We start from the raw sequence: 22,734 nt of genomic DNA, 5'->3' as shown, positions 1-22,734 counted from the left end.
GTCCTGTGGTGTCCGAACGTTTCAGTATGCGCGATCTTGTGTCCTGTTTGATCGAGAACGTGCCCCAGCGCACAGCCCGTGAGCGAACCGGGCAAGATGGGCGATTATGAGCGAGCACTTCGACGTGTACGGCGGTGCGCGTCTGGTCGGCGAGGTCGAGGTTGTCGGCGCCAAGAACAGCGTGTTGAAGTTGATGGCGGCCGCCCTGCTCGCCGAGGGGACCACCACGATCCACAACTGCCCTCAGATCCTCGATGTCCCGTTGATGGCCGACGTGCTGCGCAGCGTGGGCTGCGAAGTCGAGATGGCCGGCGACGTCACACGGATCACCACGCCCGCGGAACTGTCGCACCGAGCCGACTCGCCCGCGATGGGCAAGTTGCGTGCGTCCGTGTGCGTGCTCGGGCCGTTGGTCGGGCGGTTGAAACGAGCGGTGGTGGCACTCCCCGGTGGGGACGCCATCGGTTCGCGGCCTTTGGACATGCATCAGAACGGCCTGCGCAAGCTGGGCGCGACGAGCTCGATCGAGCACGGCTGTGTGGTCGCCGAGGCGGACGGCCTGCACGGCGCGCAGATCTGGCTGGACTTCCCCAGCGTGGGGGCCACGGAGAACATCCTGATGGCGGCGGTGCTGGCCGAGGGCACCACGGTGATCGACAACGCCGCCCGTGAGCCCGAGATCGTCGACCTGTGCACGATGCTCACCGAGATGGGAGCCCGTATCGAGGGGGCGGGCACGTCGACGTTGACCGTCGAGGGGGTCGACTCGCTGCATCCCACGGAACACCGGGTCATCGGTGACCGTATCGTCGGCGCGACGTGGGCGTTCGCCGCCGCCATGACCCGTGGGGACGTGACGGTGACGGGCGTCGATCCGCACCACCTCGATCTGGTGCTGGACAAGCTGCGGCTGGCCGGAGCCGACGTCACCACGTTCGACGGGAAGGGCTTCCGCGTCGTGCAGGCCGAGCGACCGAAGGCCGTGGATTTCGTGACGCTGCCGTATCCGGGTTTCGCCACCGATCTCCAGCCTTTCGCGGTGGCCCTGTCGTCGGTGTCCGAAGGCACCTCGATGATCACGGAGAACGTCTACGAAGCGCGGTTCCGGTTCATCGAGGAGATGGTTCGCCTCGGGGCGGACGCGCGCACCGACGGGCACCACGCCGTCGTCCGTGGTGTGGAGCGGCTGTCGAGCGCGCCGGTGTGGGCCTCCGACATCCGGGCCGGGGCGGGTCTCGTGCTCGCCGGCCTGTGCGCGGAGGGTGTCACGCAGGTGTGGGACGTGTTCCACATCGATCGCGGTTATCCGGCCTTCGTCGAGAACCTCAATCGGCTCGGCGCGCGGGTCGAGCGAGTGGTCTCCGAGGCGGAGAACGACTCACGGGAGTGATCGGGTTTCGGCGCCGTCAGCCCTCCAGGGCGAGGGCGGCGCCGAAACCGATGAGCGTCGTGCCGGTGGCCACGTCGAGGCCCCGGCGCACTTTCCTGCGCTGGAGCCAGCCTCGCACCGTGTGGACGAAGGTCACCAGCAGCAACAGCCATATCGCGCCCAGCACCGCGACCGTGTAGGCGAGCAGCAGTGTGTCGCCGATCGAGCTGTGCGCGGGATCGATGAACTGCGGCAGCACCGAGAGGTAGAGGGCCAGCACCTTCGGGTTGGTCACGTTGGAAAGGAAGCCCTCCCGGAATCGACGGAGCGCGCCAGAATGGTTGCTCGCCGTGTCGAAGGCCGCGTACTCGCCTCTGTAAGCCGATCTCAGGGCCTGCACGCCCAGGTAGCAGAGATAGACCACCCCGAGCCAACGGAGCGTGTGGAACACGGGCTGAGAGCTCACGATGAGGGTGCCGAGCCCGAATGCCACCGCCGTGCCCTGGACCACGTTGCCCGTCGCGATCCCCGCCGTGGCCAGCAGACCGCCGCGGAAGCCTCCGGCGAAGGAGTTCTTGAGCGTGACGACGGTGTCCGGTCCCGGAGCGAGCACCACGAGGACCACCAGGACGAGGTAACTGCCGTACGTACTCCAGGTCACGTCACCCCAGCGTAGCCGGAAGCGCATCGTGCTCGCCGTCGTGCGGAGAGTGGCCTCCGCGCGAGTCCCGTGTCACGGCGAATGCCGAAGCGGGTGGAATTCGCTCCGACATGCCGTTGAGCTGCGAAATCATGGGTACAGACATACGGTCGGTATAGGGAATATGCGCAGTCGGAAGTTGAGTCGAAATGGTTACTCACCGTCCGCGAAGTAGGTGGTGGCGGGAGCTGACCCACCGTTTCGATGCTTTGTGGTGTTGATCTCGTTCTGGTAACGGAGGGTCACTTCTGTTTTGACCCGATCGTGTTGAACACCTACGTTCGGTGACCATGTAGGAGAAGATCGTTCGTCTGAGTCGGCGAACAGGCCCAATCGGTAAGGGGTGCGATCATGGCTCAGGGTGAGTGGGCACGACGGGTTCTGTCCCGACGATCTGCCATGAAAGGTGCGCTGGCGGTCGGGGTCACCGCAACGCTCGCGGCGGCGTGTACGGAAGCACCGCAAACAGGTGGTCAGGGTGGCGGAAACACGCTGCAGAGACTTCGTGACGCCGGCACCGTGAGGGTCGGTATCGCCGGTGAGATTCCTTACGGATTCACGCGTGACGGCGAGGTGACCGGGGAGTCCCCCGAGGTGGCCAAGGCGGTGTTCAAGGCGATCGGGGTCCCCAACGTCGAGGCCACCCAGGTGGAGTTCGGCCAGCTGATCCCCGGTCTGAACGCGGGTCAGTACGACATGGTCGCCGCCGGTATGGCCATCATCCCGCAGCGGTGCAAGCAGGCGCAGTTCTCCGCCGTCGACTACGTCACCAACACGGCTTTCCTTGTGCCGCAAGGAAATCCCGAGGGAGTCAACAACTTCGAGGACGTCAAGGCCAAGGGCGTGACCCTCGCCGTCCTCTCCGGCACGATCGAACAACAGGTCGCCCAGGCGCTGGACATCGCCGACGTGCAGACCTATGGTGCTCAGGCCGACATGTTGCAGGCGATCCAGGCGGGTCGTGCCTACGCGGGTGCGCTCACCGACATCTCGTTGCGTGCGTTGCTGGACCAAAACCCCGACGCGCAACTTGAGGTGACCGAGGGCTTCGTGCCGATCGTGGACGGTGTGGAGCAGATCCAGGCGGGCGGTTTCGTGTTCCGCAAGGGCGACACGGACCTGGTGAACGCCTTCAACCAGGAGTTGCAGAAGATCCACGAGAACGGGCAGTGGTTGGAGATCGTGCGGCCGTTCGGCTTCACGGAGGACAACCTGCCACCGGCGGACGTCACCACCGAACAGCTGTGCTCGGGAGAGTGATGCCCGGACTCGGTAACCAAGTATGTTCGATAACGTTTCTCACTTCGTCTCCGTCATCGCCGACGGCTTGTTGGTGACGGTCCAGGCGACCGTCGGCGGTATCATCCTGGCAACCATACTGTCCTTTGTGGCCGGTCTCGCGATGCTGTCGCGGCACACCGCCGTCAGGGCCGTCACTCGGGTCTACGTCGAGGTCTGGCGCGGTACCTCGGAGGTCGTCCAGCTTTTCTGGCTCTACTTCGTGCTTCCCGTGCTGACGGGGTTCCAGCTGCTGCCGTTGTGGGCCGGTGTGCTGGTGCTCGGCCTGAACTTCGGCGCCTACGGGGCCGAGATCGTCAGGGGGGCCGTGCAGTCGGTGCCCAAGGAGCAGCACGAGGGCTGTGTGGCGCTCAACTTCAGCCCGGCCCAGCGGATGAGGCGGGTCATCCTCCCCCAGGCGTTGGTGGAGATGGTGCCTCCGTTCAACAACCTGTTCATCCAGTTGCTCAAGGGCACGGCACTGTTGACCTTCATCACGGTGCCCGAGATGACGCACCAGGCCACGGTCATTCTCGTGCCCGCCTTCACGGGCCAGGTCGCGCTGATCTTCACGATCCTGCTGTTGTTCTACCTTGTACTGTCCATTGTGATCACATTCCTGATGCGGTTGCTGGAGCGGTGGGCAGCGAGGAAGGTCGGCAGGACCCCGCCGAAGCGTGAGGCGGCGATCGCGAGGGGCGGTGGTGTCGCGTGAACTTCAGCTGGGACTGGGACTACACCTTCGAGGTCCTGCCCGCGATCCTCAAGGGTCTGCTGGTCACCCTCCAGGCCACCGTCCTCGGTTCGCTGCTCGCCTACGTGCTGGGACTGGTGTTCGCGCTGCTGCGCCGCTCCCGTGTCCGGCTGGTCAGCACGGTGGTGTGGCTGTTCATGGAGTTCGTTCGCAGCACGCCGCTGTTGGTGCAGTTGTTCTTCCTGTTCTACGTGCTGCCGCTGGTGGGTGTCACGCTGTCGCCGATGGTCACCGGTGTGCTCGGCCTCGGGCTGCACTACGCCACCTACACCGCCGAGGTCTACCGTGCGGGGATCGAGGCCGTTCCGCGGGGTCAGTGGGAGGCCGCGACCGCGTTGAGCCTGCCCACCCGCCGCGTCTGGACCGCGGTGGTTCTGCCGCAGGCCATTCCACGGGTGCTGCCCGCGCTCGGTAACTACACCATTTCGATGTTCAAGGAGACACCGTTGTTGCTCGCGATCGGTGTCCTCGACATCGTGGGCGCGGCCGAGGAGGAGGCGTCGCTGGCCTTCCGGTACGTGGAGCCGATCACGATCGCCGGTGTTCTTTTCCTCCTGCTGAGCTACCCCGCTTCACTGCTCGTTCGATACTTGGAGCGTCGTTTTGGACTCGCAAAGTAATCCGTCGACCCGCCCGGTGTCCGACGTGATGATTCGCTTCGACCGGGTGGTGAAGAAGTTCGGCGACAATGTCGTGCTTCGTGATCTGAGCTTCGAAGTCGAGCCCGGCGAGTTCGTCACCCTCATCGGGCCGAGCGGCTCGGGTAAAACCACCATTCTGCGGTTGCTGATGACGTTGGAGCGCGTCAACGGCGGCACTATTCAGGTGGGTGAGGAGTACCTCAGCCACATGGAGAAAAACGGTAAACTCGTCCCCGCCGACGAGAAGCACCTACGGAAGGTGCGCCGGCGCATCGGAATGGTGTTCCAGCAGTTCAACCTGTTCCCGAACATGAAGGTGCTGCAGAACATCACCGAGGCGCCGATCCGGGTGCTCGGCCAGTCGCGCGACGAGGCCGAGGAGAAGGCGAGGTCGCTGCTGGAGATGGTGGGGCTGAGCGACAAGATCGACGCGCACCCGTCCCAGCTCTCGGGAGGCCAGCAGCAGCGGGTGGCCATCGCACGCGCGTTGGCCATGGAGCCCGAGGTCCTCCTGCTCGACGAGGTGACCTCCGCGCTGGACCCCGAACTCGTGGCGGGGGTGCTCGCGGTGCTGAGGGAGATCGCCGAGACCACCGACATCACCTTCCTCTGCGTCACGCACGAGATGCAGTTCGCGCGGGACGTGTCGGACCGCGTCATGATGTTCGACCGGGGCCAGATCATCGAGGACGCCAAACCGGACAAGCTGTTCACCGACCCGGACCACGAGCGGACCAGGGAGTTCCTGCACGCCGTTCTCGACCGGGCGTGAGGTACCGCCGTTCGCGGTCTTGGTGGGAGTGCCGGGGCGGGTTACGGTCGCAGCATGGGTGACTACGAACACGTCCTCGTCAAACGGGAGGACGGCACCGTCACGATCACCATGAATCGGCCCGCGCGGCGTAACTCGCTGTCCGAGCCACACCTGCGGGAACTGCTCTCCGCCTTCACCGAGGCGGGCGAGTCGGACGCGACCGGCATCGTCCTGGCCGGTGCGGGGCCCGTGTTCTCGGCGGGGCACGACTTCGCCGACGTCGCTGCCCGAGACCTGTCCGGGGTGCGGGAGTTGCTGCGGTTGTGCACCGAGCTGATGGGCACCCTCCAAGCCGTGCCGCAGGTGGTCGTCGCTCGGGTCCACGGGCTCGCGACGGCGGCGGGCTGCCAGCTCGTGGCCTCGTGCGACTTGGCCGTGGCCGCCGAGTCGGCGGCGTTCGCGCTGCCGGGCGGGAAGGGCGGGTGGTTCTGTCACACCCCCGCCGTCCCGGTGGCGCGGGCGATCGGCCGGAAACGATTGATGGAGCTTGCGCTCACGGGCGATCCCATCGACGCCACGACGGCGCTCGACTGGGGGCTGGTCAACAGGGTGGTGCCGGACACCGAGCTCGACGACGCGGTCGCCGAGCTGCTGGCCAGGGCCACCCGAGGCAGCCGGGCGTCGAAGGCGTTGGGCAAGCGCACCCTGTACGCGCAGCTCGACCGACCGGAGCGGGACGCCTACGACCTCGCCGTGGAGGTCATGGCCTCGGCGTCGCAACTGCCCGGTGCCAAGGAGGGCATGGCGGCGTTTCTGGAGAAGCGGCGCCCCGAGTGGCCCGACTGACCTCCGACACCGTGTCCGCGAGTGTGTCCGGGGCCGGTCGTGGGCCCGCGGGCACGGGTGCGGGACGTGCGGACACGGTGTCGGTCTCCTCGGAAGACCCGTCGGGGAGGTTCGTCCTCAGCGGCGGTTGCGGCGCTCCCACAGGAGCAGGAGAGCGTAGGCGGCGATGGACTGGGCGTCGGTGATCTCGTCGTCGGCGATCATCCGTTCCACCCGGTCGCGGTCGAACCAGGCCGTTCGCATGTCCTGCTCCTCGGGCTCCCGCTCCGGGGGACCCTCCGTGAGGTCCGTCGCCACGAACACCCGGCCCCGCTGGCTCGACAGCCCCGGCGCGACGTCGAGCAACCCGATCTCCACCAGCCGCCCCGCCGACAGGCCCGTCTCCTCCCGCAGTTCGCGGGCCGCGAGTTCGGCGGGAGCCAGCTCGGCGCGACCGGGCGCGGTGCCCTGGGGGAACTCCCAGCGGCGGAGCCCGAGCGGATACCGGAACTGTTCGACGAGCATCGTCTTGTTCCCGGCCAGGGGGATGACGAGCGCGTAGTCGGGTTTGTCGACGACCCCGTAGATGCCGTCCGAGCCGTCGGCGCGGCGGATCTTGTCCTCACGGACCGTTATCCAGTCGTTGGCGTACACCTGGCGTGAGCCGAGTCGTTCCATCCGGGACATTCTCCCCCGACGTCCTCGCGGGGTCCTCTCGCGGTCGCTCCGGGGGGACGGTGCCCTGCCCGTCGGCCGGGCCTCGGTGATACGGAGGGAGGCCGCTCGATCGGGGGATCATCGCGGGGGGCGGATACTCCCTCACCGCAGTCGCCTACCCTCTCGTCGTGCGCTTAGTGATCGCCCGGTGCCAGGTGGACTACGCCGGCCGCTTGACCGCCCATCTGCCGATGGCCACCCGTCTGCTGCTCGTCAAGGCCGACGGATCGGTGTCGGTGCACTCCGACGACCGCGCCTACAAGCCGTTGAACTGGATGAGCCCGCCGTGCTGGCTCATCGAGGACGGCAACCTGTGGATCGTCGAGAACAAGGCGGGCGAGAAACTCGTCATCACGATCGAGCAGATCATCGACGAGGTGAAGCACGACCTCGGCGCCGAACCGGGCCTGGTGAAGGACGGGGTCGAAGCGCACCTGCAGGAACTTCTCGCCGAGCACATCACCACGCTCGGCGAGGGCTACACGCTCGTGCGCCGCGAGTACATGACCGCCATCGGTCCGGTGGACATCCTCGCGCGCGACGCCGACGGCGGCACCGTGGCGGTGGAGATCAAACGGCGTGGGGAGATCGACGGCGTCGAGCAACTCACGCGGTACCTGGAACTGCTGAACCGGGACCCGTTGCTGGCGCCCGTCCGGGGGGTCTTCGCAGCGCAGCAAATCAAACCGCAGGCGCGCACGCTCGCCGAGGACCGCGGAATCCGGTGCGTGACCTTGGACTACGACAAGCTGCGCGGCATCGAGAGCAACGATCTCACTCTCTTCTGAAGCCTCCCTCGGACGCTCGTCGGACCGTGATCGTGGGAACCCCGCACGCGCCGAAGCGGGCGACGGCTAACGTGCACCCGTGTTGAGTCGTGCTGTATCGCGTCGGATGATCGTCTGTTGGGTTGCCACGCTGGGGTTGCTCACCGGTTGTGCGGGCGAGGATCTGACGAAGAAGAACTTCGAGCGCACCACGGTGCCCGCCACGGAGTTGGCCGAGTCGGGGGGCGGTCAGGGCTCGGTGCCGTCCGGGCCGATCGACGACCCCGCCCTCGAACTGGCGACGTTGCGGACGGTGGACGCCTGTGGCCTGCTGAGTGACGACTTCGTCGGCAACTTCAACTTCACCCCGCAGGAAGATTTCGGTAGCGGTGGCTGGGGGGAGTGTTCGCGCTCGTTCGTGGACGTGGGAGGCAAGCCCATCCGCGTGTCACTCGAACTGGGCGAGGGCGGGGTGTTCCCCGACCAGGCCACGGGCAACGTCGCCGGATTGCCGCTGGTGCAGCTGAGCATCGACGACACGTCGTGCATCTCGACCGCGGTGACGAACCATAATCCGGGGCTCGGCATCAGCCTGATGGCCAACTACGAACAAGGCGGCGGTGACGCGTGCCAGACCAGTTACCTGGTACTCGAAGGGGTGGTCGAGCAGCTTCGGGCGAACCCACCGCAGCTGATGCCGGAGGAGGGCTCGCTGCTGACGGTGGACCTCTGCGAGTCCTTCCAGTCCGAGGAGTTCCTCGCGGCGCTGGGTGAGGACGGGGACGAGGCCGATGTGATGCCCAGCGGCCTGCACTTCTGCATGCTCTCGCAGGGCCGCATCACCGCACACGCCTACGCGAGGGTCGGCTGGCCCGTGGCGCCGTACGAGGGCACGAACGAGATCGAGCTGGTGGACGGGCTGACCGCCGTGCAGGAACCGGGCGCGTCGGACATGGCCGAGTGCTCCGTGTCGTGGAACCACCGTGAACTGGGGGAGGAAGAGGCCGAGATCCTCAGCCTGCACTACTACGACTATGCGTCGGAGGCGGACGTCGACACCGCGTGCGAGCGGGTGACCGAGCTTGCGAAGGCGATGGTGAAGACCCTGCCGTAGCAGCGGAATTTGGTTAGGTTGAGAACCGGACCTGCCACGCATTCCGCGCTCGGAGGTAGCAGTGAAGAAGATCATCGACGATCCGGCGACAGTGGTCGCGGACTCGCTGGCGGGTCTCGCCGCCGCGCATGCCGACCTCGTGCGAGTGGAGTACGAACCGAACATCGTCGTGCGCGCCGACTCGCCCGCGCGCGGGGCATCGGTCATCTCCGGTGGTGGCTCCGGTCACGAGCCGTTGCACGTGGGGTTCGTGGGGCCGGGGATGCTGCACGCCGCGGTTCCGGGTGCGGTGTTCACCTCACCGACCCCGGACGCGGTGCAAGCGGCGATCTCGGCCACCACGGGCGACGCGGGCGCGCTGCTCGTGGTGAAGAACTACACCGGGGACGTGCTGAACTTCGAGACCGCGGCCGAACTCGCGTCGGCCGAGGGGCTCGACGTGCGCACCGTGGTGATCGACGACGACGTGGCCGTGGCGGACTCCACGTTCACCGCGGGCCGTCGGGGCGTGGGTGGCACGGTGCTGTTGGAGAAGATCGCCGGGGCGGCGGCCGAACGGGGCGACGACCTGGACACCGTGGAGTCGGTGGCTCGCAACGTGGTCGAGCAGGTGCGTTCGATCGGCGTGGCGCTGACGGCGCCGACCGTGCCCCACGTCGGGGAGCCCAGCTTCGAGCTCGGTGAGAACGAGGTGGAGTTCGGTATCGGCATCCACGGGGAACCGGGCCGGGAACGCATTCCGGTGGAGCCCGCCTCCGCGCTCGTGGAGCGCATGGTGGCGGCGGTGGCGGACGACCTGTCGTTGCAGCGTGGTGACGACGTGCTGCTGTTCACCAACTCGATGGGTGGATCGCCACTGTTAGAGGTGTACCTCGCGCACGGCATCGCAGAGCGACTGCTCGCCGACCGAGGGGTCAACGTGGTACGCCGACTCGTCGGCCCGTACATCACGAGCCTGGAAATGCAGGGCATCAGCCTGACGGTCCTGCGGCTGGACGAGCGGTTGACCGAGCTGTGGGACGCTCCGGTGAAGACACCCGCACTGCGTTGGGGGATGTGATGGCCTGTACCGCGAACGACGTCGCGGCCGCCCTGCGGGCCGCCGCCGAGACCGTCGCCGAACACCGGTCGGAGCTCACCGATCTCGACCGGCCGATCGGGGACGCGGACCACGGCGAGAACCTGCACCGCGGGTTCACCGCGTTGACGGCCGGCCTCGAAGGAGCGGTCCCGGAGACCCCCGGTGCCGTGCTCAAACTGGCGGCCACCACGCTCATCTCGAAGGTGGGCGGCGCGGCCGGCCCCCTGTACGGAACGGCGTTCCTGCGCGCGGCCACGGCCGTGGGCCAGGCGAGCGAGCTGGACGCGGCGGCGGTCGTGGCGGCGCTGCGGGCCGGGCTCGACGGCGTGGTGGTGCGGGGCAAGGCCGAGGTCGGCGACGCCACGATGGTGGACGCGCTGAAGCCCGCCGTCGAGGCCGCCGAGCGCGCCGAGGGCGACGGGGTGGCGGCGGTGCTGTCCGCCGCCGCGGATGCGGCCGAGGAGGGCGCGAACTCCACGAAGCCGCTCGTGGCCAGGAAGGGCCGGGCCTCCTACCTCGGGGAACGCAGCATCGGGCACCTCGATCCGGGAGCGCGGTCCACGGCCCTGCTGTTGCGGGCGTTCGCGGAGGTGGCGCAATGAGGGTCGGGCTCGTGGTGGTGTCGCACAGCGCCAAGCTCGCCGAGGGCATCGCCGAGGTGGCCGGTCAGATGGCTCCCGACGTCACGGTGGTGCCCGCGGGCGGCGCGGCGGACGGCGGGATCGGCACCGACTACGACGCGGTGTCGGCCGCCGTCGAGCGGGCCGACACGGGCGCCGGAGCCGTGGTGCTGTACGACCTGGGCAGCGCGCAGATGACGGCCGAGATGGTCGTGGAGGCGCTCGACGATCCGGGTAAGGCGGTGGTCGTGGACGCCCCGCTGGTGGAAGGCGCGGTGGCGGCGGCCGTGGCCGCTCAGGGCGGCGCCGACCGCGCGGGCGTCGCGCGGGCCGCGAGCGAGGCCGGGGGCACCGGTGAGGCCGAAACCACTCCGGCCGCTCCCGCCGCCGAGACCGGCGCGGTGCGGACGGAGTTCACGTTGGACAACGAGGCGGGGCTGCACGCCCGGCCCGCCGCGCTGTTGGTCAGGGCCGTCGCCGGAGTGGAGGCCGACGTCCGGGTCCGGTTCGGCGACGGTGAGGCCGACGGTCACAGCGTGCTGGCGATCATGTCGCTGGGAGCGCGCAAGGGAGACCGGGTCAGCGTGGAGGCCACCGGGCCCCAGGCGCAGGAGGCGGTCGACCGCATCGAGGCGCTGGTACGTCGTCGTTTCGACGAGGACTGACGCCCCAGTCTCCGGAACGTGCCGTGTGGGCGGCCGGGTCGCCGAGGTCTCGCCGTGTGTGGGCCGGAGCACTGTCGGCGCGAGCGCCGGTGAAGGTTGTCAGCCTCCGCAGCCGCAGGCGCCACCACAGCAGCCGCCACCCGACGGGGCGGGCGCCTGTGCCGAACCCGTCAGCGCCACCGTGGTCAACAGCTTCACCGTGTCGTCGTGTCCTTCGGGACAGGGCGCGGGTGCGCCGGACTCGCTCATGGGGCGGTTGAGCTCGAACGACTCCTCGCACACGCGGCAGCGATAGGCGTAAGTCGGCATGGCTTCGATTATCGCCCTTTCCGGAGCATCGTGGGAGGCTGACGGAATGGACCTGCCCGTACTCGACGCCGAAACCCCCCTCCTGGCCGAGGTGACCCCGTCGGCGCTCGCCGCGCTGGGGGTCCCCGGTTTCGTCGACACGCTCGGCTTCGATTCCCGTACGCGCGTGGGAGTGCTGCTGGTCGACGGCCTCGGTTGGGAGCTGTTGTCCGCTCACGCCGCCGACGCTCCGGTACTAACCGAACTGGCGCGCCGGCCACTGCGGGTGGGGTACCCGGCCACCACCGCTGCCGGACTCGCCGCGATCGGCACGGGCGTCACCTCGGGCGAACACGGCCTGGTGGGCTATTCGTTCGAGCTGCCGGGCGTGGGGGTGTTGAACGCGTTGCGCTGGCGCAGGCACCCCGACGGGGAGGACCTGCACGACCACGTGTCCCCGGCCCAGGTGCAGCGGCTGCCCACGGTCTTCGCCCGTGCCGCCGCCGCGGGTGTGAACGCCACCGTGGTGTCCTCCGTCCGGTTCACCGACACCCCGTTGACCCGAGCCGTGCTCTCGGGAGGGGCGTACGTCGGGGTGCACGCGCTCGGCGACCTCGTGGCGGCCGTGTCCGAGGCACTGAGCGCTCCGGGCAGTTTCTGCTACGCCTACCACGGCGACCTGGATTTCATGGGGCATCTCCACGGCCCCGGCTCGTTGCCGTGGCGGATGCAGCTACGGCAGGTGGACCGGCTGGTCGAGTCGCTGGTCGAGAACCTTCCTGCGGGCACGGCCCTGGCCGTCGTGGCCGACCACGGCATGGTCGTCCTCGACGAGGACGTCGTGGACGTGGACGCCGAACCCGCGCTGACGGACGGGGTCCGGGCGGTGGCGGGTGAGGTCAGGGCCCGACACGTCTACGCCGAGCGGGGAGCGGTCGACGACGTGCTGGCGACGTGGCGGGAGGTGCTCGGGGACCGGGCGTGGGTGCTGCACCGGGACGACGCCGTGGAAGCGGGGTGGTTCGGGCCGGTGGTGGCTCCCCATGTGGCGCCCCGTATCGGTGACGTCGTGGTGGCCGCCCGCGGTGGGGCGGGGGTGGTGCGGAGGACCCACGAACCCCGCGAGTCGGCGCTCGTGGGACAGCACGGGTCGCTGTCGTCGGCCGAACAGCTCGTGCCGTTCGTGCTGGCGGAGGCCGACTGACGGGTCGTCGCCCACGGGGTGAGAACCGTCGGGGCGCGGCGGTTACCGTTGAGTCATGCCCCGTCGTAATCGCGCACGCCGTGTCGAGCCCAGGGTGGGCTCGTCCGCCGGCTGGGCACGGCCGGAGTCGGGGCCCGACGGCGACTGGGTGGTGCGCTCGGTGCCGGGGGCACAGGCCACCAAGACCTACCGTTGTCCCGGCTGCGACCACGAGATCCGGGTCGGGGTCGCGCATGTTGTGGCCTGGCCCGCCGGGGAGTACGGCTCCGTCGCCGACCGGCGGCACTGGCATCAGGGCTGCTGGCGGGCACGCACCCGGCGGGGGCCGACCCGCCGTCGCTGGTGAGTCAGCCGGCCTCGCGAGGGTCCTTGCGGTAGTACACCGCGGGAGCGCCCCGGTAGAGGTCCCTCCGGTACTCCGAGAACGCGAGTTTTTCCGCCACCCGGCGCGCCGCGGTGTTGCGGACGTTCGTGACGATCACCACCGGCTTCTCGGGCAGTTCCCGCGCCGCCCAGTCGAGCAACGCCGTCGCCATCTCCGGCGCGTAGCCGTGACCCCAGACCTCGGGGCGGAACCGGTAGTACAGGTTGAGCACTGATTCCCCGTCGAGTTCGGTGCTCTGGAGCCCGCCGACCCCGATCACGGTGCGAGCCTCGGCGAGTTCCACCGCCACGTACCCGAAACCGTGGTCGGCCCAGTGCCGTCGCCAGGAGTCGAACTGGGCTCGCGCCTCCTCCGGCGTCGGAGGCGTGCTCTCGTGCGGATGCGTCTCCCGCGCCGACTGGAGTCCGATCACGACCGGCAGGTCGTCGTCGGTGAACGGGCGCAGCAGCAGCCGTGGCGTGCGCAAGGACCCCAGCCGTGTCATGTCCGCGAATCTAGTGGCTTCCGTCGACAATGGTGGACATGTCGTCTCCGCCACTGGTGTTGTTGCACGCCTACCCGCTGGACGCGCGCATGTGGGACTCCGTGCGTGCCCCGCTTGCCGAACGTACGCGGTTGATCACTCCTGATCAGCGCGGACTCGGTCGTTCCCCGATGCCCGACGGCGAGGACGCGGGTGTGGAGCCGAACCTCGACCACGCGGCCCGTGACGTCCTGGCGCTGCTCGACCGGCTCGGTCTCGACAAGGTCGTGCTCGGCGGCTGTTCGATGGGTGGATACGTCACGTTCGCGATGCTGAGGCTCGCCCCCGAACGGATCGCCGGGCTCGTCCTGATCGACACCAAGGCCGGCGCGGACGCCGAGGAGGCCAGGGCGAACCGTCTGGAGGTGGCGCGGCGGGCCGAGACCGAGGGCACCGCGGGCTGGCTCGCCGACCAGATGGTGCCGAAGTTGCTGGGCGAGACCACGCGAGCGCGCCGTCCCGGGCTGGTCGAGCGGGTACGCGAACTCATCGAGCAACAACCGCCTTCCGGTGTGGCGTGGGCGCAGCGCGCGATGGCGGCGCGTGGTGACGCGACCGAGCTGCTCCGTTCCGTGGCCGTGCCCACCGTCGTGATCACGGGGGAGGAGGACGTCACGACCCCGCCGGAGACCGCGCGCGAACTCGCGGCCGCGGTGCCGAACGCCGAACTCGTGTTGATCCCGGAGGCCGGCCACCTGAGCCCGTTGGAGGCCTCCGAGGCCGTGGTCGACGCCGTTGCGCGCGTACTCGGCTGAAAAGTGGTGGTGACGTAGCCAACATCTCCGCCCGAACCCGTCGTGTGAGTCGTAACACGCGGCTTCACCTGCGGTTTAGCGATGATTGGGAAGAGCTCGGCGTTGCCGCTCGTCAGAGCCGGGACGGTCGGGAAAGTGATCTGTGCTCCCGGTGCGCGAACCCGGAGAGGTGGAGGGCTACGATCCCTCGTAGCCAACGTGGGTCCCCGCCCGTGGCGAGCAAGGTTCGCGGGGTTTCGAGTGCAGGAGGCTTCAGTGACGGCCGTAGCGCCCCAGCCGATCGCAACGCGTCCGTATCCGACGCGAGAGTCGGTGAAGGGATCGTCATTGTTGCGGTTCTTCCGCACCACGGACCACAAGCAGCTCGGCATCATGTACATGGTGACCGCGTTCGCGTTCTTCATGGTCGGCGGCGCGATGGCGATGCTGATCCGCACCGAGCTCGCGGTCCCGGGGCAGCAGTTCCTGTCGCAGGAGCAGTACAACCAGCTGTTCACCATGCACGGCACGGTGATGCTGCTGTTCTACGCGACGCCGATCGTGTTCGGGTTCGCGAACTACATCCTGCCGCTGCAGATCGGTTCGCCCGACGTCGCGTTCCCGCGGCTGAACGCCTTCTCGTACTGGCTGTACCTCTTCGGTGGTCTCACCGCCATGGCGGGCTTCATCACGCCGGGCGGTGCCGCCGACTTCGGCTGGTTCGCCTACACCCCGCTGTCGAACGCCATCTACTCGCCCGGCATGGGTGCGGACCTGTGGATCGCCGGTCTGATCGTCAGTGGTCTGGGCACCATCCTCGGTGCGGTCAACATGATCACGACCGTGGTCTGCCTGCGGGCGCCGGGCATGACGATGTGGCGGATGCCCATCTTCACGTGGAACATCCTGATCACCAGCCTCCTGGTGCTGCTCGCGTTCCCGATCCTCACCGCCGCGCTCGTGGGCCTGCTCGCCGACCGCAAGCTGGGTGGCCACGTCTTCGACCCGGCCAACGGCGGCGTGATCCTGTGGCAGCACATGTTCTGGTTCTTCGGGCACCCCGAGGTCTACATCGTGGCGCTGCCGTTCTTCGGTATCGCGTCGGAGATTATCCCGGTGTTCGCCCGTAAGCCGATCTTCGGTTACAAGGGTCTGGTCTGGGCCACGCTGTCCATCGCCGCGCTGTCCGTGGCGGTGTGGGCGCACCACATGTACGCGACCGGTGCGGTCCTGCTGCCGTTCTTCGCCTTCATGACCTTCCTCATCGCCGTTCCGACCGGTGTGAAGTTCTTCAACTGGATCGGCACGATGTGGAAGGGTCAGATGACCTTCGAGTCGCCGATGCTGTTCACCGTCGGCTTCATGGTCACCTTCCTCTTCGGTGGTCTGACCGGTGTTCTGCTGGCCGCGCCGTCGATCGACTTCCACGTCTCCGACAGCTACTTCGTGGTCGCGCACTTCCACTACGTGCTCTACGGCACGATCGTGTTCGCCACGTTCGCCGGTATCTACTTCTGGTTCCCGAAGATGACCGGCCGGATGATGGACGAGTCGCTGGCCAAGCTGCACTTCTGGCTCACGTTCATCGGCTTCCACACCACGTTCCTGGTGCAGCACTGGCTGGGTAACGAAGGCATGCCGCGTCGGTACGTCGACTACCTCGCCAGCGACGGGTTCACCACGCTGAACACGATCTCCACGATCGGTGCCTACGTCCTGGGCGCCTCGACGCTGCCGTTCATCTGGAACGTGTTCAAGAGCTATCGCTACGGCGAGATCGTCACGGTGGACGACCCGTGGGGCTACGGCAACTCGCTTGAGTGGGCCACCAGCTGCCCGCCCCCGCGGCACAACTTCACCGAGCTGCCCCGGATTCGTTCCGAGCGGCCCGCGTTCGAGCTGCACTACCCGCACATGGTCGAGCGGCTGCGCACCGAGGGCCACGTGAGCTTCACCGGTAAGCCGTTGCCGCACAAGGACGCCAAGGACGCTCCGTCCGAGCTCGTCACCGCCGGCGCGATGCCGGGTGATCGCGACAAGGACAACGCAAGCGAACAGTGACGCCGGGCCGGGCCACGGCTCGGGAACCGAGGGAGACGCAGTGAGTCCTACTCCAGTCCTGATCACAGCGACCGGGCCGGACAAGCCGGGCGTCTCCTCGGTTCTGTTCGCGGCGTTGACCCGCCAGGGAGTCGAGGTCCTCGACGTCGAGCAGGTCGTCATCCGGGGGCAGCTCGTGCTCGGCGTGCTCGTGGCCGTCGAGTCGGACCCCGAGGGTCTGCAGGAGATGGTCGAGCAGGCCATGGCGACCGTGTCCATGAACGTGGACGTGCGAATCGGGTCGGCCATCGGGGCCGATCCGTTCGCACCGGCCCGCCGGGGTTCCACCCACGTGCTGGTGTTGCTCGGCAGGCCCGTCACGGCCAGGGCCTTCACCCAGGTCGCCCGCACGCTCGCGCGGATGAACGTCAACATCGACACCATCCGCAGCATCGCCGACTACCCCGTCACCGGCTTGGAGCTCTACGTCTCGGCCGCCGACGACACTCCCGAGGCCGACAGCGAACTCCGCACTGTGCTGGCGGACGTGGGAGCTCGCGGCGGGCTGGACGTCTCCATCGAACGCGCGGGCCTGTCGCGCCGGGCCAAGCGAATGGTGGTCTTCGACGTCGACTCGACCCTCATCCAGGGCGAGGTGATCGAGATGCTCGCCGCGCACGCCGGTGTCGAACCCGAGGTTCGCGAGATCACCGAGGCGGCCATGCGGGGGGAGCTGAACTTCACCGAGTCGCTGAGGCGGCGGGTGGCGCTGTTGGAGGGGCTTCCCGAGACGGTGCTCGACGAGGTGGCCGCGAAGATCGAACTCACTCCCGGCGCCCGGACCACCGTGCGGACCCTCAAGCGACTCGGTTTCCGCTGCGGCGTGGTCTCCGGAGGATTCCGGCGCATCATCGACGGCCTTGTCACCGAGCTGGGACTCGACTTCGCCGTGGCCAACGAGCTGGAGATCGTCGACGGCAAGCTCACCGGCCGGGTCGTCGGTGACGTCGTCGACCGGGCCGCGAAGGCGGAGACGCTGAAGCGGTACGCCGCCGAGTACGGCATCTCGCTCGGCCAGTGTGTCGCGGTGGGCGACGGCGCGAACGACATCGACATGCTCACCGCTGCGGGTATGGGCATCGCGTTCAACGCCAAGCCCGCGCTACGCGAGGTGGCCGACGCCGCCCTGTCCTACCCGTACCTCGACGCGGTGCTGTTCATGCTCGGCGTGACCCGCGCCGAGGTGGAGGCGGCCGACGTCGCCGACGGCCTTCCTCTCGTCCGGCCATGACCGCAGCAGCACAGGAGCCCGTCCTGGGGCCCGTGGCCGCCCGCTACGCTTGGTGGCTCGGGTTGCCCGCCGAACGCACCGCCGACCGCGACGCCCCGCCGGACCAGGTGTGGGCGATGCCCGTGGTGCTCCGGATGGAGAAGTCGACGCCGCCGTTGCGGACGCCTCTGCTGGAAGCCGCGGCCGCGGCGGCCCTCGCCGTGTGCCTCCACGAGGACGCCCGCCCCGGAGGCCCCTGGTACGAACCGCTGCACACGTGGACGTCCGGACACATCCGCAAGGTGGCGCGCCGGGCCAGGGGCGCGCACTGGGAGGCGGTGCAGAAGCTGCCGGGGGTGACGGTGGAGGTGGAGGGCGCCGAGGCCCGTGCGTTGGTGCCGTGCCGGGTCGGTGATCTTCCGCGCGAGGTGTCGCGCCTGCAGATCTCCGGCAGCGACCTCCCCGCCGACGATCCCGGCCCCGCTCCCGACGATCGCCCCGTGTTGTTGCTCAACCCCGAGGTGACGATGTCGGCGGGCAAGGCCGCCGCGCAGGTGGGGCACGCGACCATGCTGCTCGCGGCCCTGCTCGACCCGATCGAGCTGGCCGCCTGGGGAACTCGGCACTACCGCTGCGCAGTGCGTGTGGCCGACCGGGAGGAGTGGGCGCACGCGACCGCCGCGCTCGCGAGGCCGCACGAGGCGTGGGAGGAGCACGGGCTGGTGGCCGTGCGCGACGCCGGGTTCACCGAGGTCGAACCGGGCACGGTGACGGTGGTGGCCAGGCGCGCCTAGCTCGCCTTTTTCCACACGACGTACGCCTTGTCGGCGTCAGTGGTCATCGCCTCGATGAACGTGTCGTGGTCGAAGCCGGGAAGCGTCTGCAGCCGTTCGATCAGCGCGTCGGCGGCCGGGTCACCGCTGGGGATCGCCGTGCCCGTGCCGTCGGAGGCCGCCAGCATGAGGAAGACGTCCTCCTTCCACGGCCCCTCGGGGATCACCCTCACGACGACGGCGGCCAGGTCTTCCCACGAGATCGACTCCTCCGTGCCGTCGGCCAGCAAGCGACGGACACCGGTGTCGTCGACGCTGACGGAGCGGGAACGGGCGCTGGACGAATCGGACGACAACGACATCTCCCTCGGTGTCGGGTTGGCGTCCACCGTAGTCCTCCGTCGTGGCGTACTCAGTCGGGGGAGGAGGCGTCGAGCCGACGCAGGGCGTCGCGGACGACGTCGGGCCGGTGGGTGGGCCACAGCGGGGGCAGGGACGCGCGGAGGAAGCCGCCGTAACGGGCGGTGGCCAGCCGAGGGTCCAGCACCGCGACCACGCCACGGTCGTTCACCGAGCGGTGCAGTCTGCCGACGCCCTGGGCGAGCAGCAGGGCCGCGTGCGTGGCGGCCACGGTGAGGAAGCCGTTGCCGCCGCGAGCCTCCACCGCGCGCTGCCGGGCGGACGCCACCGGGTCGTCGGGGCGGGGAAACGGCAGCCGGGCCACGATGACGAGCGACAGCGACGGGCCCGGCACGTCCACGCCCTGCCACAGCGACAGCGTGCCGAACAGGCACGTGCGCGCGTCCTCGGCGAACTTGTTGACCAGCAGTGACGTGGAATCGTCGCCCTGGCACAGGATGGGGTGGTCGAGGCGGTCGCCGAGTTCGTCGGCGGCCTGCCTCGCGGCGCGCATGGAGGAGAACAGCCCGAGCGTGCGGCCGCCCGCCGCGTCGATCAGCTCGGCGATCTCGTCGAGCGTCGCCTTGCCGAGGCCGTCGCGTCCCGGTGGGGGCAGGTGCTTGGCGACGTAGAGGATGCCGTTGCGGCGGTAGTCGAAGGGCGAGCCGACGTCGAGCCCGCTCCACCGGGGACCGTCGTCGGCGTCCGACGGCGGGGGTTTCTCGGTGGCCGTGCCTTCCGCCTTCTTCGCGGGGCGCGGAGCCGGGGGCAGGCCCCACTGGCGGGCGAGGGTGTCGAAGGAGCCGCCGAGGGCCAGCGTCGCGGACGTGAGCACCGTGGTGCTCGTGCCGAACACCCGTTCTCGCAGGAGCCCGCCGACCCCCAGCGGTGCGACGTGCAGTGCGGGTGGGCGCGGGTTCGCCGAGGCCCTGTCTCCCGTGCACCACACCACGTCCTTGCGGTCGGCGAGGTCGTCGTCGAACACGTCGAGCAGTCGGACGGCCGTGTCGTGGACCTCGTCCAGGGCGGAGCGGGCGAGTTTGCGTTTGGCGGCTTCGTCCGGGTCCTCGCGGCGGTCGGAGCCCAGTGCGGTGAGGCAGGCATGCGCAGCGTCACGTACGGCGGCGAGCGCGCCGCCCAGCGCTTCGGGGAGCGTGTCCAGCCGGCCCGGTGGCACGTCCTCCAGCATCAGCGCCAGGCCCTCACCCGCCTCCAGCAGCCGGTCCGCGATGGCGGCGTCGATGAGCCTGCCGCAGCGCCGGGTCGCCGTCGTCACCGCGGAGGGGGACAGGTCCGCGGTGGCCGCCGACGTGACGCGGTCGACCAGCTCGTGGGCCTCGTCGATGATCGTGACGTCGTGGTCGGGCAGGATCTGGTGTTCCTGGAGGGCGTCGATGGCCAGGAGCGCGTGGTTGGTGACCACGACGTGCGCTCTCGCCGCCTCGGCCCGTGCCAGTTCGGCGAAGCAGTCGTCGCCCACCGGGCAGCGGCCCGCGCCGAGGCATTCCTTCGCCGTCACCGACACCTGCCGCCACGCCCGGTCGGACACGCCGGGCACCAGTTCGTCGCGGTCGCCGGTCTCGGTGTCCGACGACCACTCGTGAAGCCGCTTCACCTCCCGCCCGAGGCGGGAGACGGCGAACTGGTCGAACAGTGCGGCGTCCTCGGGCTCCTCCTCCACGCCGCCGTGGACGCGGTGCAGGCACAGGTAATTGCGCCGACCCTTGAGGATCGCGAACGTGGGTTCCTCGCCGAGGGGTTTCTTCAGCGCCTTCGCCAGGCGCGGCAGGTCCCGGTCGACCAACTGGCGTTGCAGAGCGATCGTGGCCGTGGACACCACGACGGTGGTGTCGGAGGCGACGGCGTGGCGGATGGCGGGCACGAGGTAGGCGAGCGACTTGCCGGTGCCGGTCCCCGCCTGCACGGCGAGGTGCTCGCCGGTGCGGATGGCGCGGTCCACGGCCTCGGCCATGCGAACCTGGCCCTCGCGTTCGGTACCGCCCACCGCCTCGACGGCGTGGCTGAGGAGTTCGCGGACGCTGGGGAGGTCCGAACGGGCACCGGTCACGCCCCGAAACGTTACCGCCGGGACCGCCGCCCTCCTCGCCCACCCAACCCCGTGTCCGCAGGCTAGGTACGCGTGTCCGCACTTCTCGTACCCGTGTCCGCAGGTTAGGGACGGGTGTTTGCAGTTTGCGTACCCGTGTCCGCGCCACAGGGTGCGAACACGAGTGCAGGAGGTGCGGACACGGGTGCACAGCCTGCGGACACGCGTGCAGGAGGTGCGGACACGGGTGCACAGCCTGCGGACACGCCGGTCAGCGGGGGCGGGTGAGCACTTTCAGTTCTTCGCGGTCGGGGAGGCTTGTCGTCTCACCGGGGACGGTGAGGGAGAACGCCCGGCACGCGGCGGCCGTCCGCAGCCGCCTGTCCGGCGAGGCGCCCGTCAGGAACTCCGCCAGGTAGCCCGCGACGAAGGCGTCGTCGGCCCCCTCGGTGTCCACCGACCGCACGGGGTAGTTCGGCACGTCGTAACGGGACCCGTGCAGTTCCGCCACCGCCCCGCGAGGTCCGAGCTCGACGATCACCTGATCGGGTCCGAGCTCGGCCAACGCGGCCGCCAGCTCCTGCGGGTCGCCGTCCAGGCCGAGCAGCCGTGCCGCGTCGTCCCCGATGAACACGATGTCGCACAGCCCCACGAGGTCGTACAGGACGTCGGCCGCGTCCTCGGGGTACCAGAGCGCGTGGGCGTAGTCGACGTCGAGGGAGACGGGGACCCCTTCCTCACGGGCGGTCTCGGCCGCGGCGAACACCGCCTTGGCGGCCGAGTCCGACAGCCCGGGGGTGAGGCCGCTGAGGTGCAGTACGCCCGCCTCGCGGATGTGGTCCTCCGGGACGTCCTCGGGACACAGCCGGGTCCCGGCGCTGCCGTTGCGGTAGAACGCGGCGCGCATGGCGTCCGTGTTGCGGAAGTCCTTGATCATCAACCCGGTGGGCGCCCGGCGGTCGGTGCGCACGGCGGAGGTGTCCACCCCCTCCTCGCGTAGCCGGGCCAGGACGAGCGCACCGGGTTCGTCGGCCCCGAGCCGACCCGCCCACGAGGAGGAGACACCCAACCGGGCCACGCCGATGGCGACCATCGCCTCGGACCCGGCGATACCCACCTCCACCGACGTGGCGTGCCGGAGTTTTCCCGACCGCGTGCTGAACATTGCGAGGGCCTCGCCGAATGCCAGCAGCCCCGTACCCGTCACGAAGCGACCTTCGGTTGCCCGACGACGGTCACACCGGCCTCCCGTAGTTCCGTGAGTGCCGCGTCCACGGTGGACTTGGAGACACCCGCCGTGAGTTCGGCCAGAACACTGACGTCGAAGCCGTGCCGGGCGGCGTCGAGCGCGGTGGCGCGAACACAGTGGTCGGTGGCGATGCCGACCACGTCGACGGCCCGCACCTCACGGCTCCGGAGCCAGTCGACGAGGGCGTCGTCGGTGTCGGTCCGGCCCTCGAAACCCGAGTAGCCGTGGCTGTAATGGCCCTTCGAGAACACCGCCGTGATCGGCGCGATGTCGAGCCGAGGGTGGAAGCTCGCGCCCGCCGTGTCCGCCACGCAGTGCCGGGGCCACGACCGAACGAAGTCGGGGTTGTCGCTGAAGTGGTCGCCGGGGTCGATGTGGTAGTCGCGGGTGGCGACGACGTGGTCGTACGCGGAGCCGTCACCGCGCAGATACGCCGAGATGGCCTCGGCCACGGCGGCTCCTCCGGCGACCGCGAGCGAACCTCCCTCGCAGAAGTCGTTCTGCACGTCCACCACGATCAATGCGGTAGCCATGTTC

The 22,734-nt window shown here is 69.2% G+C and carries 25 protein-coding genes; 17 read left to right on the top strand and 8 right to left on the bottom strand.

What is annotated here, in order from left to right; genetic code table 11:
- The first annotated feature begins 106 nt into the window (after positions 1-106).
- Positions 107-1,390, top strand: coding sequence for a UDP-N-acetylglucosamine 1-carboxyvinyltransferase (murA, locus tag SACGLDRAFT_RS16175; protein ID WP_005465931.1), 1,284 nt, complete (start codon positions 107-109; stop codon positions 1,388-1,390).
- A 16-nt stretch (positions 1,391-1,406) separates the two neighbouring features.
- Here murA and SACGLDRAFT_RS16170 read toward each other — a convergent pair whose 3' ends face one another.
- Positions 1,407-2,030, bottom strand: a complete 624-nt coding sequence (locus SACGLDRAFT_RS16170; protein WP_040920075.1) for a LysE family translocator — start codon at positions 2,028-2,030, stop codon at positions 1,407-1,409.
- 438 nt (positions 2,031-2,468) lie between these two features.
- On the opposite strand from SACGLDRAFT_RS16170, the gene ehuB reads away from it, so the two are divergent.
- The 5 genes from ehuB to SACGLDRAFT_RS16145 are packed head-to-tail and all read left to right on the top strand — an operon-like array spanning position 2,469 to position 6,342.
- The gene (ehuB, locus tag SACGLDRAFT_RS16165; protein WP_005465929.1) at positions 2,469-3,329 is read left to right on the top strand and encodes an ectoine/hydroxyectoine ABC transporter substrate-binding protein EhuB; all 861 of its coding nucleotides are present in this window, start codon (positions 2,469-2,471) and stop codon (positions 3,327-3,329) included.
- Positions 3,330-3,351: 22 nt separating this feature from the next.
- Entirely contained in the window at positions 3,352-4,062 is a 711-nt protein-coding gene (gene ehuC, locus SACGLDRAFT_RS16160) for an ectoine/hydroxyectoine ABC transporter permease subunit EhuC (RefSeq protein ID WP_005465928.1), read from the top strand.
- Complete coding sequence (gene ehuD / locus SACGLDRAFT_RS16155; protein ID WP_005465927.1) at positions 4,059-4,721, top strand: ectoine/hydroxyectoine ABC transporter permease subunit EhuD; 663 nt, start codon at positions 4,059-4,061, stop codon at positions 4,719-4,721. Before ehuC ends, ehuD begins: the two co-directional genes overlap by 4 nt.
- Positions 4,722-4,749: 28 nt before the next feature.
- The gene (gene ehuA, locus SACGLDRAFT_RS16150) at positions 4,750-5,514 is read left to right on the top strand and encodes an ectoine/hydroxyectoine ABC transporter ATP-binding protein EhuA (RefSeq protein WP_040920074.1); all 765 of its coding nucleotides are present in this window, start codon (positions 4,750-4,752) and stop codon (positions 5,512-5,514) included.
- 54 nt (positions 5,515-5,568) lie between these two features.
- Entirely contained in the window at positions 5,569-6,342 is a 774-nt protein-coding gene (locus SACGLDRAFT_RS16145) for an enoyl-CoA hydratase-related protein (RefSeq protein WP_005465924.1), read from the top strand.
- Between the two features lie 117 nt (positions 6,343-6,459).
- Here the strand turns inward: SACGLDRAFT_RS16145 and SACGLDRAFT_RS16140 are convergent, their stop codons facing one another.
- Positions 6,460-6,999 (bottom strand): NUDIX domain-containing protein, encoded by a 540-nt coding sequence (locus SACGLDRAFT_RS16140; RefSeq protein ID WP_005465923.1) that lies wholly within the window; start codon positions 6,997-6,999, stop codon positions 6,460-6,462.
- A 167-nt stretch (positions 7,000-7,166) separates the two neighbouring features.
- Between SACGLDRAFT_RS16140 and nucS the strand changes: the two genes are divergently transcribed.
- From nucS to dhaM, 5 genes are all read left to right on the top strand, one after another.
- Complete coding sequence (gene nucS, locus SACGLDRAFT_RS16135) at positions 7,167-7,826, top strand: endonuclease NucS (RefSeq protein ID WP_005465922.1); 660 nt, start codon at positions 7,167-7,169, stop codon at positions 7,824-7,826.
- 79 nt (positions 7,827-7,905) lie between these two features.
- Positions 7,906-8,919 carry a hypothetical protein gene (locus SACGLDRAFT_RS16130; RefSeq protein ID WP_232283983.1) on the top strand — a complete coding sequence of 338 codons (1,014 nt, stop codon included), beginning with the start codon at positions 7,906-7,908 and terminating at the stop codon, positions 8,917-8,919.
- 61 nt (positions 8,920-8,980) lie between these two features.
- Positions 8,981-9,979 (top strand): dihydroxyacetone kinase subunit DhaK, encoded by a 999-nt coding sequence (gene dhaK / locus SACGLDRAFT_RS16125; protein WP_005465919.1) that lies wholly within the window; start codon positions 8,981-8,983, stop codon positions 9,977-9,979.
- Entirely contained in the window at positions 9,979-10,602 is a 624-nt protein-coding gene (gene dhaL / locus SACGLDRAFT_RS16120; RefSeq protein WP_005465918.1) for a dihydroxyacetone kinase subunit DhaL, read from the top strand. Before dhaK ends, dhaL begins: the two co-directional genes overlap by 1 nt.
- Positions 10,599-11,285: a dihydroxyacetone kinase phosphoryl donor subunit DhaM gene (dhaM, locus tag SACGLDRAFT_RS16115; protein ID WP_005465917.1), complete on the top strand. Its 687-nt coding sequence runs from the start codon at positions 10,599-10,601 to the stop codon at positions 11,283-11,285. The genes dhaL and dhaM overlap by 4 nt, the downstream gene beginning before the upstream one ends.
- 99 nt (positions 11,286-11,384) lie before the next feature.
- Here the strand turns inward: dhaM and SACGLDRAFT_RS16110 are convergent, their stop codons facing one another.
- Positions 11,385-11,594 (bottom strand): FmdB family zinc ribbon protein, encoded by a 210-nt coding sequence (locus SACGLDRAFT_RS16110; protein WP_005465916.1) that lies wholly within the window; start codon positions 11,592-11,594, stop codon positions 11,385-11,387.
- A gap of 46 nt (positions 11,595-11,640) precedes the next feature.
- Between SACGLDRAFT_RS16110 and SACGLDRAFT_RS16105 the strand changes: the two genes are divergently transcribed.
- Both SACGLDRAFT_RS16105 and SACGLDRAFT_RS16100 read left to right on the top strand, forming a co-directional pair.
- Complete coding sequence (locus tag SACGLDRAFT_RS16105) at positions 11,641-12,777, top strand: alkaline phosphatase family protein (RefSeq protein ID WP_005465915.1); 1,137 nt, start codon at positions 11,641-11,643, stop codon at positions 12,775-12,777.
- 55 nt (positions 12,778-12,832) lie between these two features.
- Positions 12,833-13,123: a hypothetical protein gene (locus tag SACGLDRAFT_RS16100; protein WP_005465914.1), complete on the top strand. Its 291-nt coding sequence runs from the start codon at positions 12,833-12,835 to the stop codon at positions 13,121-13,123.
- A 1-nt stretch (position 13,124) separates the two neighbouring features.
- Here the strand turns inward: SACGLDRAFT_RS16100 and SACGLDRAFT_RS16095 are convergent, their stop codons facing one another.
- Positions 13,125-13,646, bottom strand: coding sequence for a GNAT family N-acetyltransferase (locus SACGLDRAFT_RS16095; protein WP_005465913.1), 522 nt, complete (start codon positions 13,644-13,646; stop codon positions 13,125-13,127).
- Positions 13,647-13,684: 38 nt separating this feature from the next.
- Between SACGLDRAFT_RS16095 and SACGLDRAFT_RS16090 the strand changes: the two genes are divergently transcribed.
- The 4 genes from SACGLDRAFT_RS16090 to SACGLDRAFT_RS16075 all read left to right on the top strand — a co-directional run bounded on the left by SACGLDRAFT_RS16090 (position 13,685) and on the right by SACGLDRAFT_RS16075 (position 18,523).
- Complete coding sequence (locus tag SACGLDRAFT_RS16090; protein WP_040920072.1) at positions 13,685-14,440, top strand: alpha/beta fold hydrolase; 756 nt, start codon at positions 13,685-13,687, stop codon at positions 14,438-14,440.
- Between the two features lie 255 nt (positions 14,441-14,695).
- Complete coding sequence (gene ctaD / locus SACGLDRAFT_RS16085; RefSeq protein ID WP_005465911.1) at positions 14,696-16,480, top strand: aa3-type cytochrome oxidase subunit I; 1,785 nt, start codon at positions 14,696-14,698, stop codon at positions 16,478-16,480.
- Positions 16,481-16,520: 40 nt separating this feature from the next.
- The gene (gene serB, locus SACGLDRAFT_RS16080) at positions 16,521-17,750 is read left to right on the top strand and encodes a phosphoserine phosphatase SerB (RefSeq protein WP_005465910.1); all 1,230 of its coding nucleotides are present in this window, start codon (positions 16,521-16,523) and stop codon (positions 17,748-17,750) included.
- The gene (locus SACGLDRAFT_RS16075) at positions 17,747-18,523 is read left to right on the top strand and encodes a peptidyl-tRNA hydrolase (protein WP_005465909.1); all 777 of its coding nucleotides are present in this window, start codon (positions 17,747-17,749) and stop codon (positions 18,521-18,523) included. The genes serB and SACGLDRAFT_RS16075 overlap by 4 nt, the downstream gene beginning before the upstream one ends.
- Here SACGLDRAFT_RS16075 and SACGLDRAFT_RS16070 read toward each other — a convergent pair.
- The 4 genes from SACGLDRAFT_RS16070 to SACGLDRAFT_RS16055 form a co-directional block, all read right to left on the bottom strand.
- On the bottom strand, positions 18,520-18,891 hold the full coding sequence (locus tag SACGLDRAFT_RS16070) for a hypothetical protein (protein ID WP_005465908.1): 372 nt from the start codon (positions 18,889-18,891) through the stop codon (positions 18,520-18,522). The genes SACGLDRAFT_RS16075 and SACGLDRAFT_RS16070 overlap by 4 nt on opposite strands.
- 23 nt (positions 18,892-18,914) lie before the next feature.
- The gene (locus SACGLDRAFT_RS16065) at positions 18,915-20,969 is read right to left on the bottom strand and encodes an ATP-dependent DNA helicase (protein ID WP_005465907.1); all 2,055 of its coding nucleotides are present in this window, start codon (positions 20,967-20,969) and stop codon (positions 18,915-18,917) included.
- Between the two features lie 250 nt (positions 20,970-21,219).
- Positions 21,220-22,155 carry a sugar kinase gene (locus tag SACGLDRAFT_RS16060; protein ID WP_005465906.1) on the bottom strand — a complete coding sequence of 312 codons (936 nt, stop codon included), beginning with the start codon at positions 22,153-22,155 and terminating at the stop codon, positions 21,220-21,222.
- A complete protein-coding gene (locus SACGLDRAFT_RS16055; protein ID WP_005465905.1) occupies positions 22,152-22,730 on the bottom strand; it encodes an isochorismatase family protein in 579 nt (192 codons plus the stop codon). Before SACGLDRAFT_RS16055 ends, SACGLDRAFT_RS16060 begins: the two co-directional genes overlap by 4 nt.
- Positions 22,731-22,734 lie beyond the last annotated feature (4 nt).

The sequence above is a fragment of the Saccharomonospora glauca K62 genome (assembly GCF_000243395.2).
In the GTDB taxonomy this organism is placed as follows: domain Bacteria; phylum Actinomycetota; class Actinomycetes; order Mycobacteriales; family Pseudonocardiaceae; genus Saccharomonospora; species Saccharomonospora glauca.
Note: the sequence above shows the minus strand (reverse complement) of the source record. Positions and strands in the feature narration are given on the sequence as shown.

Bases quoted from the DNA above. Each gene is read 5' to 3' on its own strand.
- murA (WP_005465931.1), top strand. From the start codon at position 107: ATGAGCGAGCACTTCGACGTGTACGGCGGTGCGCGTCTGGTCGGCGAG.
- ehuB (WP_005465929.1), top strand. From the start codon at position 2,469: ATGAAAGGTGCGCTGGCGGTCGGGGTCACCGCAACGCTCGCGGCGGCG.
- ehuC (WP_005465928.1), top strand. From the start codon at position 3,352: ATGTTCGATAACGTTTCTCACTTCGTCTCCGTCATCGCCGACGGCTTG.
- ehuA (WP_040920074.1), top strand. From the start codon at position 4,750: ATGATTCGCTTCGACCGGGTGGTGAAGAAGTTCGGCGACAATGTCGTG.
- SACGLDRAFT_RS16145 (WP_005465924.1), top strand. From the start codon at position 5,569: ATGGGTGACTACGAACACGTCCTCGTCAAACGGGAGGACGGCACCGTC.
- SACGLDRAFT_RS16140 (WP_005465923.1), bottom strand. From the start codon at position 6,999: ATGGAACGACTCGGCTCACGCCAGGTGTACGCCAACGACTGGATAACG.
- dhaL (WP_005465918.1), top strand. From the start codon at position 9,979: ATGGCCTGTACCGCGAACGACGTCGCGGCCGCCCTGCGGGCCGCCGCC.
- dhaM (WP_005465917.1), top strand. From the start codon at position 10,599: ATGAGGGTCGGGCTCGTGGTGGTGTCGCACAGCGCCAAGCTCGCCGAG.
- SACGLDRAFT_RS16110 (WP_005465916.1), bottom strand. From the start codon at position 11,594: ATGCCGACTTACGCCTATCGCTGCCGCGTGTGCGAGGAGTCGTTCGAG.
- SACGLDRAFT_RS16105 (WP_005465915.1), top strand. From the start codon at position 11,641: ATGGACCTGCCCGTACTCGACGCCGAAACCCCCCTCCTGGCCGAGGTG.
- SACGLDRAFT_RS16100 (WP_005465914.1), top strand. From the start codon at position 12,833: ATGCCCCGTCGTAATCGCGCACGCCGTGTCGAGCCCAGGGTGGGCTCG.
- SACGLDRAFT_RS16095 (WP_005465913.1), bottom strand. From the start codon at position 13,646: ATGACACGGCTGGGGTCCTTGCGCACGCCACGGCTGCTGCTGCGCCCG.
- SACGLDRAFT_RS16090 (WP_040920072.1), top strand. From the start codon at position 13,685: ATGTCGTCTCCGCCACTGGTGTTGTTGCACGCCTACCCGCTGGACGCG.
- SACGLDRAFT_RS16075 (WP_005465909.1), top strand. From the start codon at position 17,747: ATGACCGCAGCAGCACAGGAGCCCGTCCTGGGGCCCGTGGCCGCCCGC.
- SACGLDRAFT_RS16055 (WP_005465905.1), bottom strand. From the start codon at position 22,730: ATGGCTACCGCATTGATCGTGGTGGACGTGCAGAACGACTTCTGCGAG.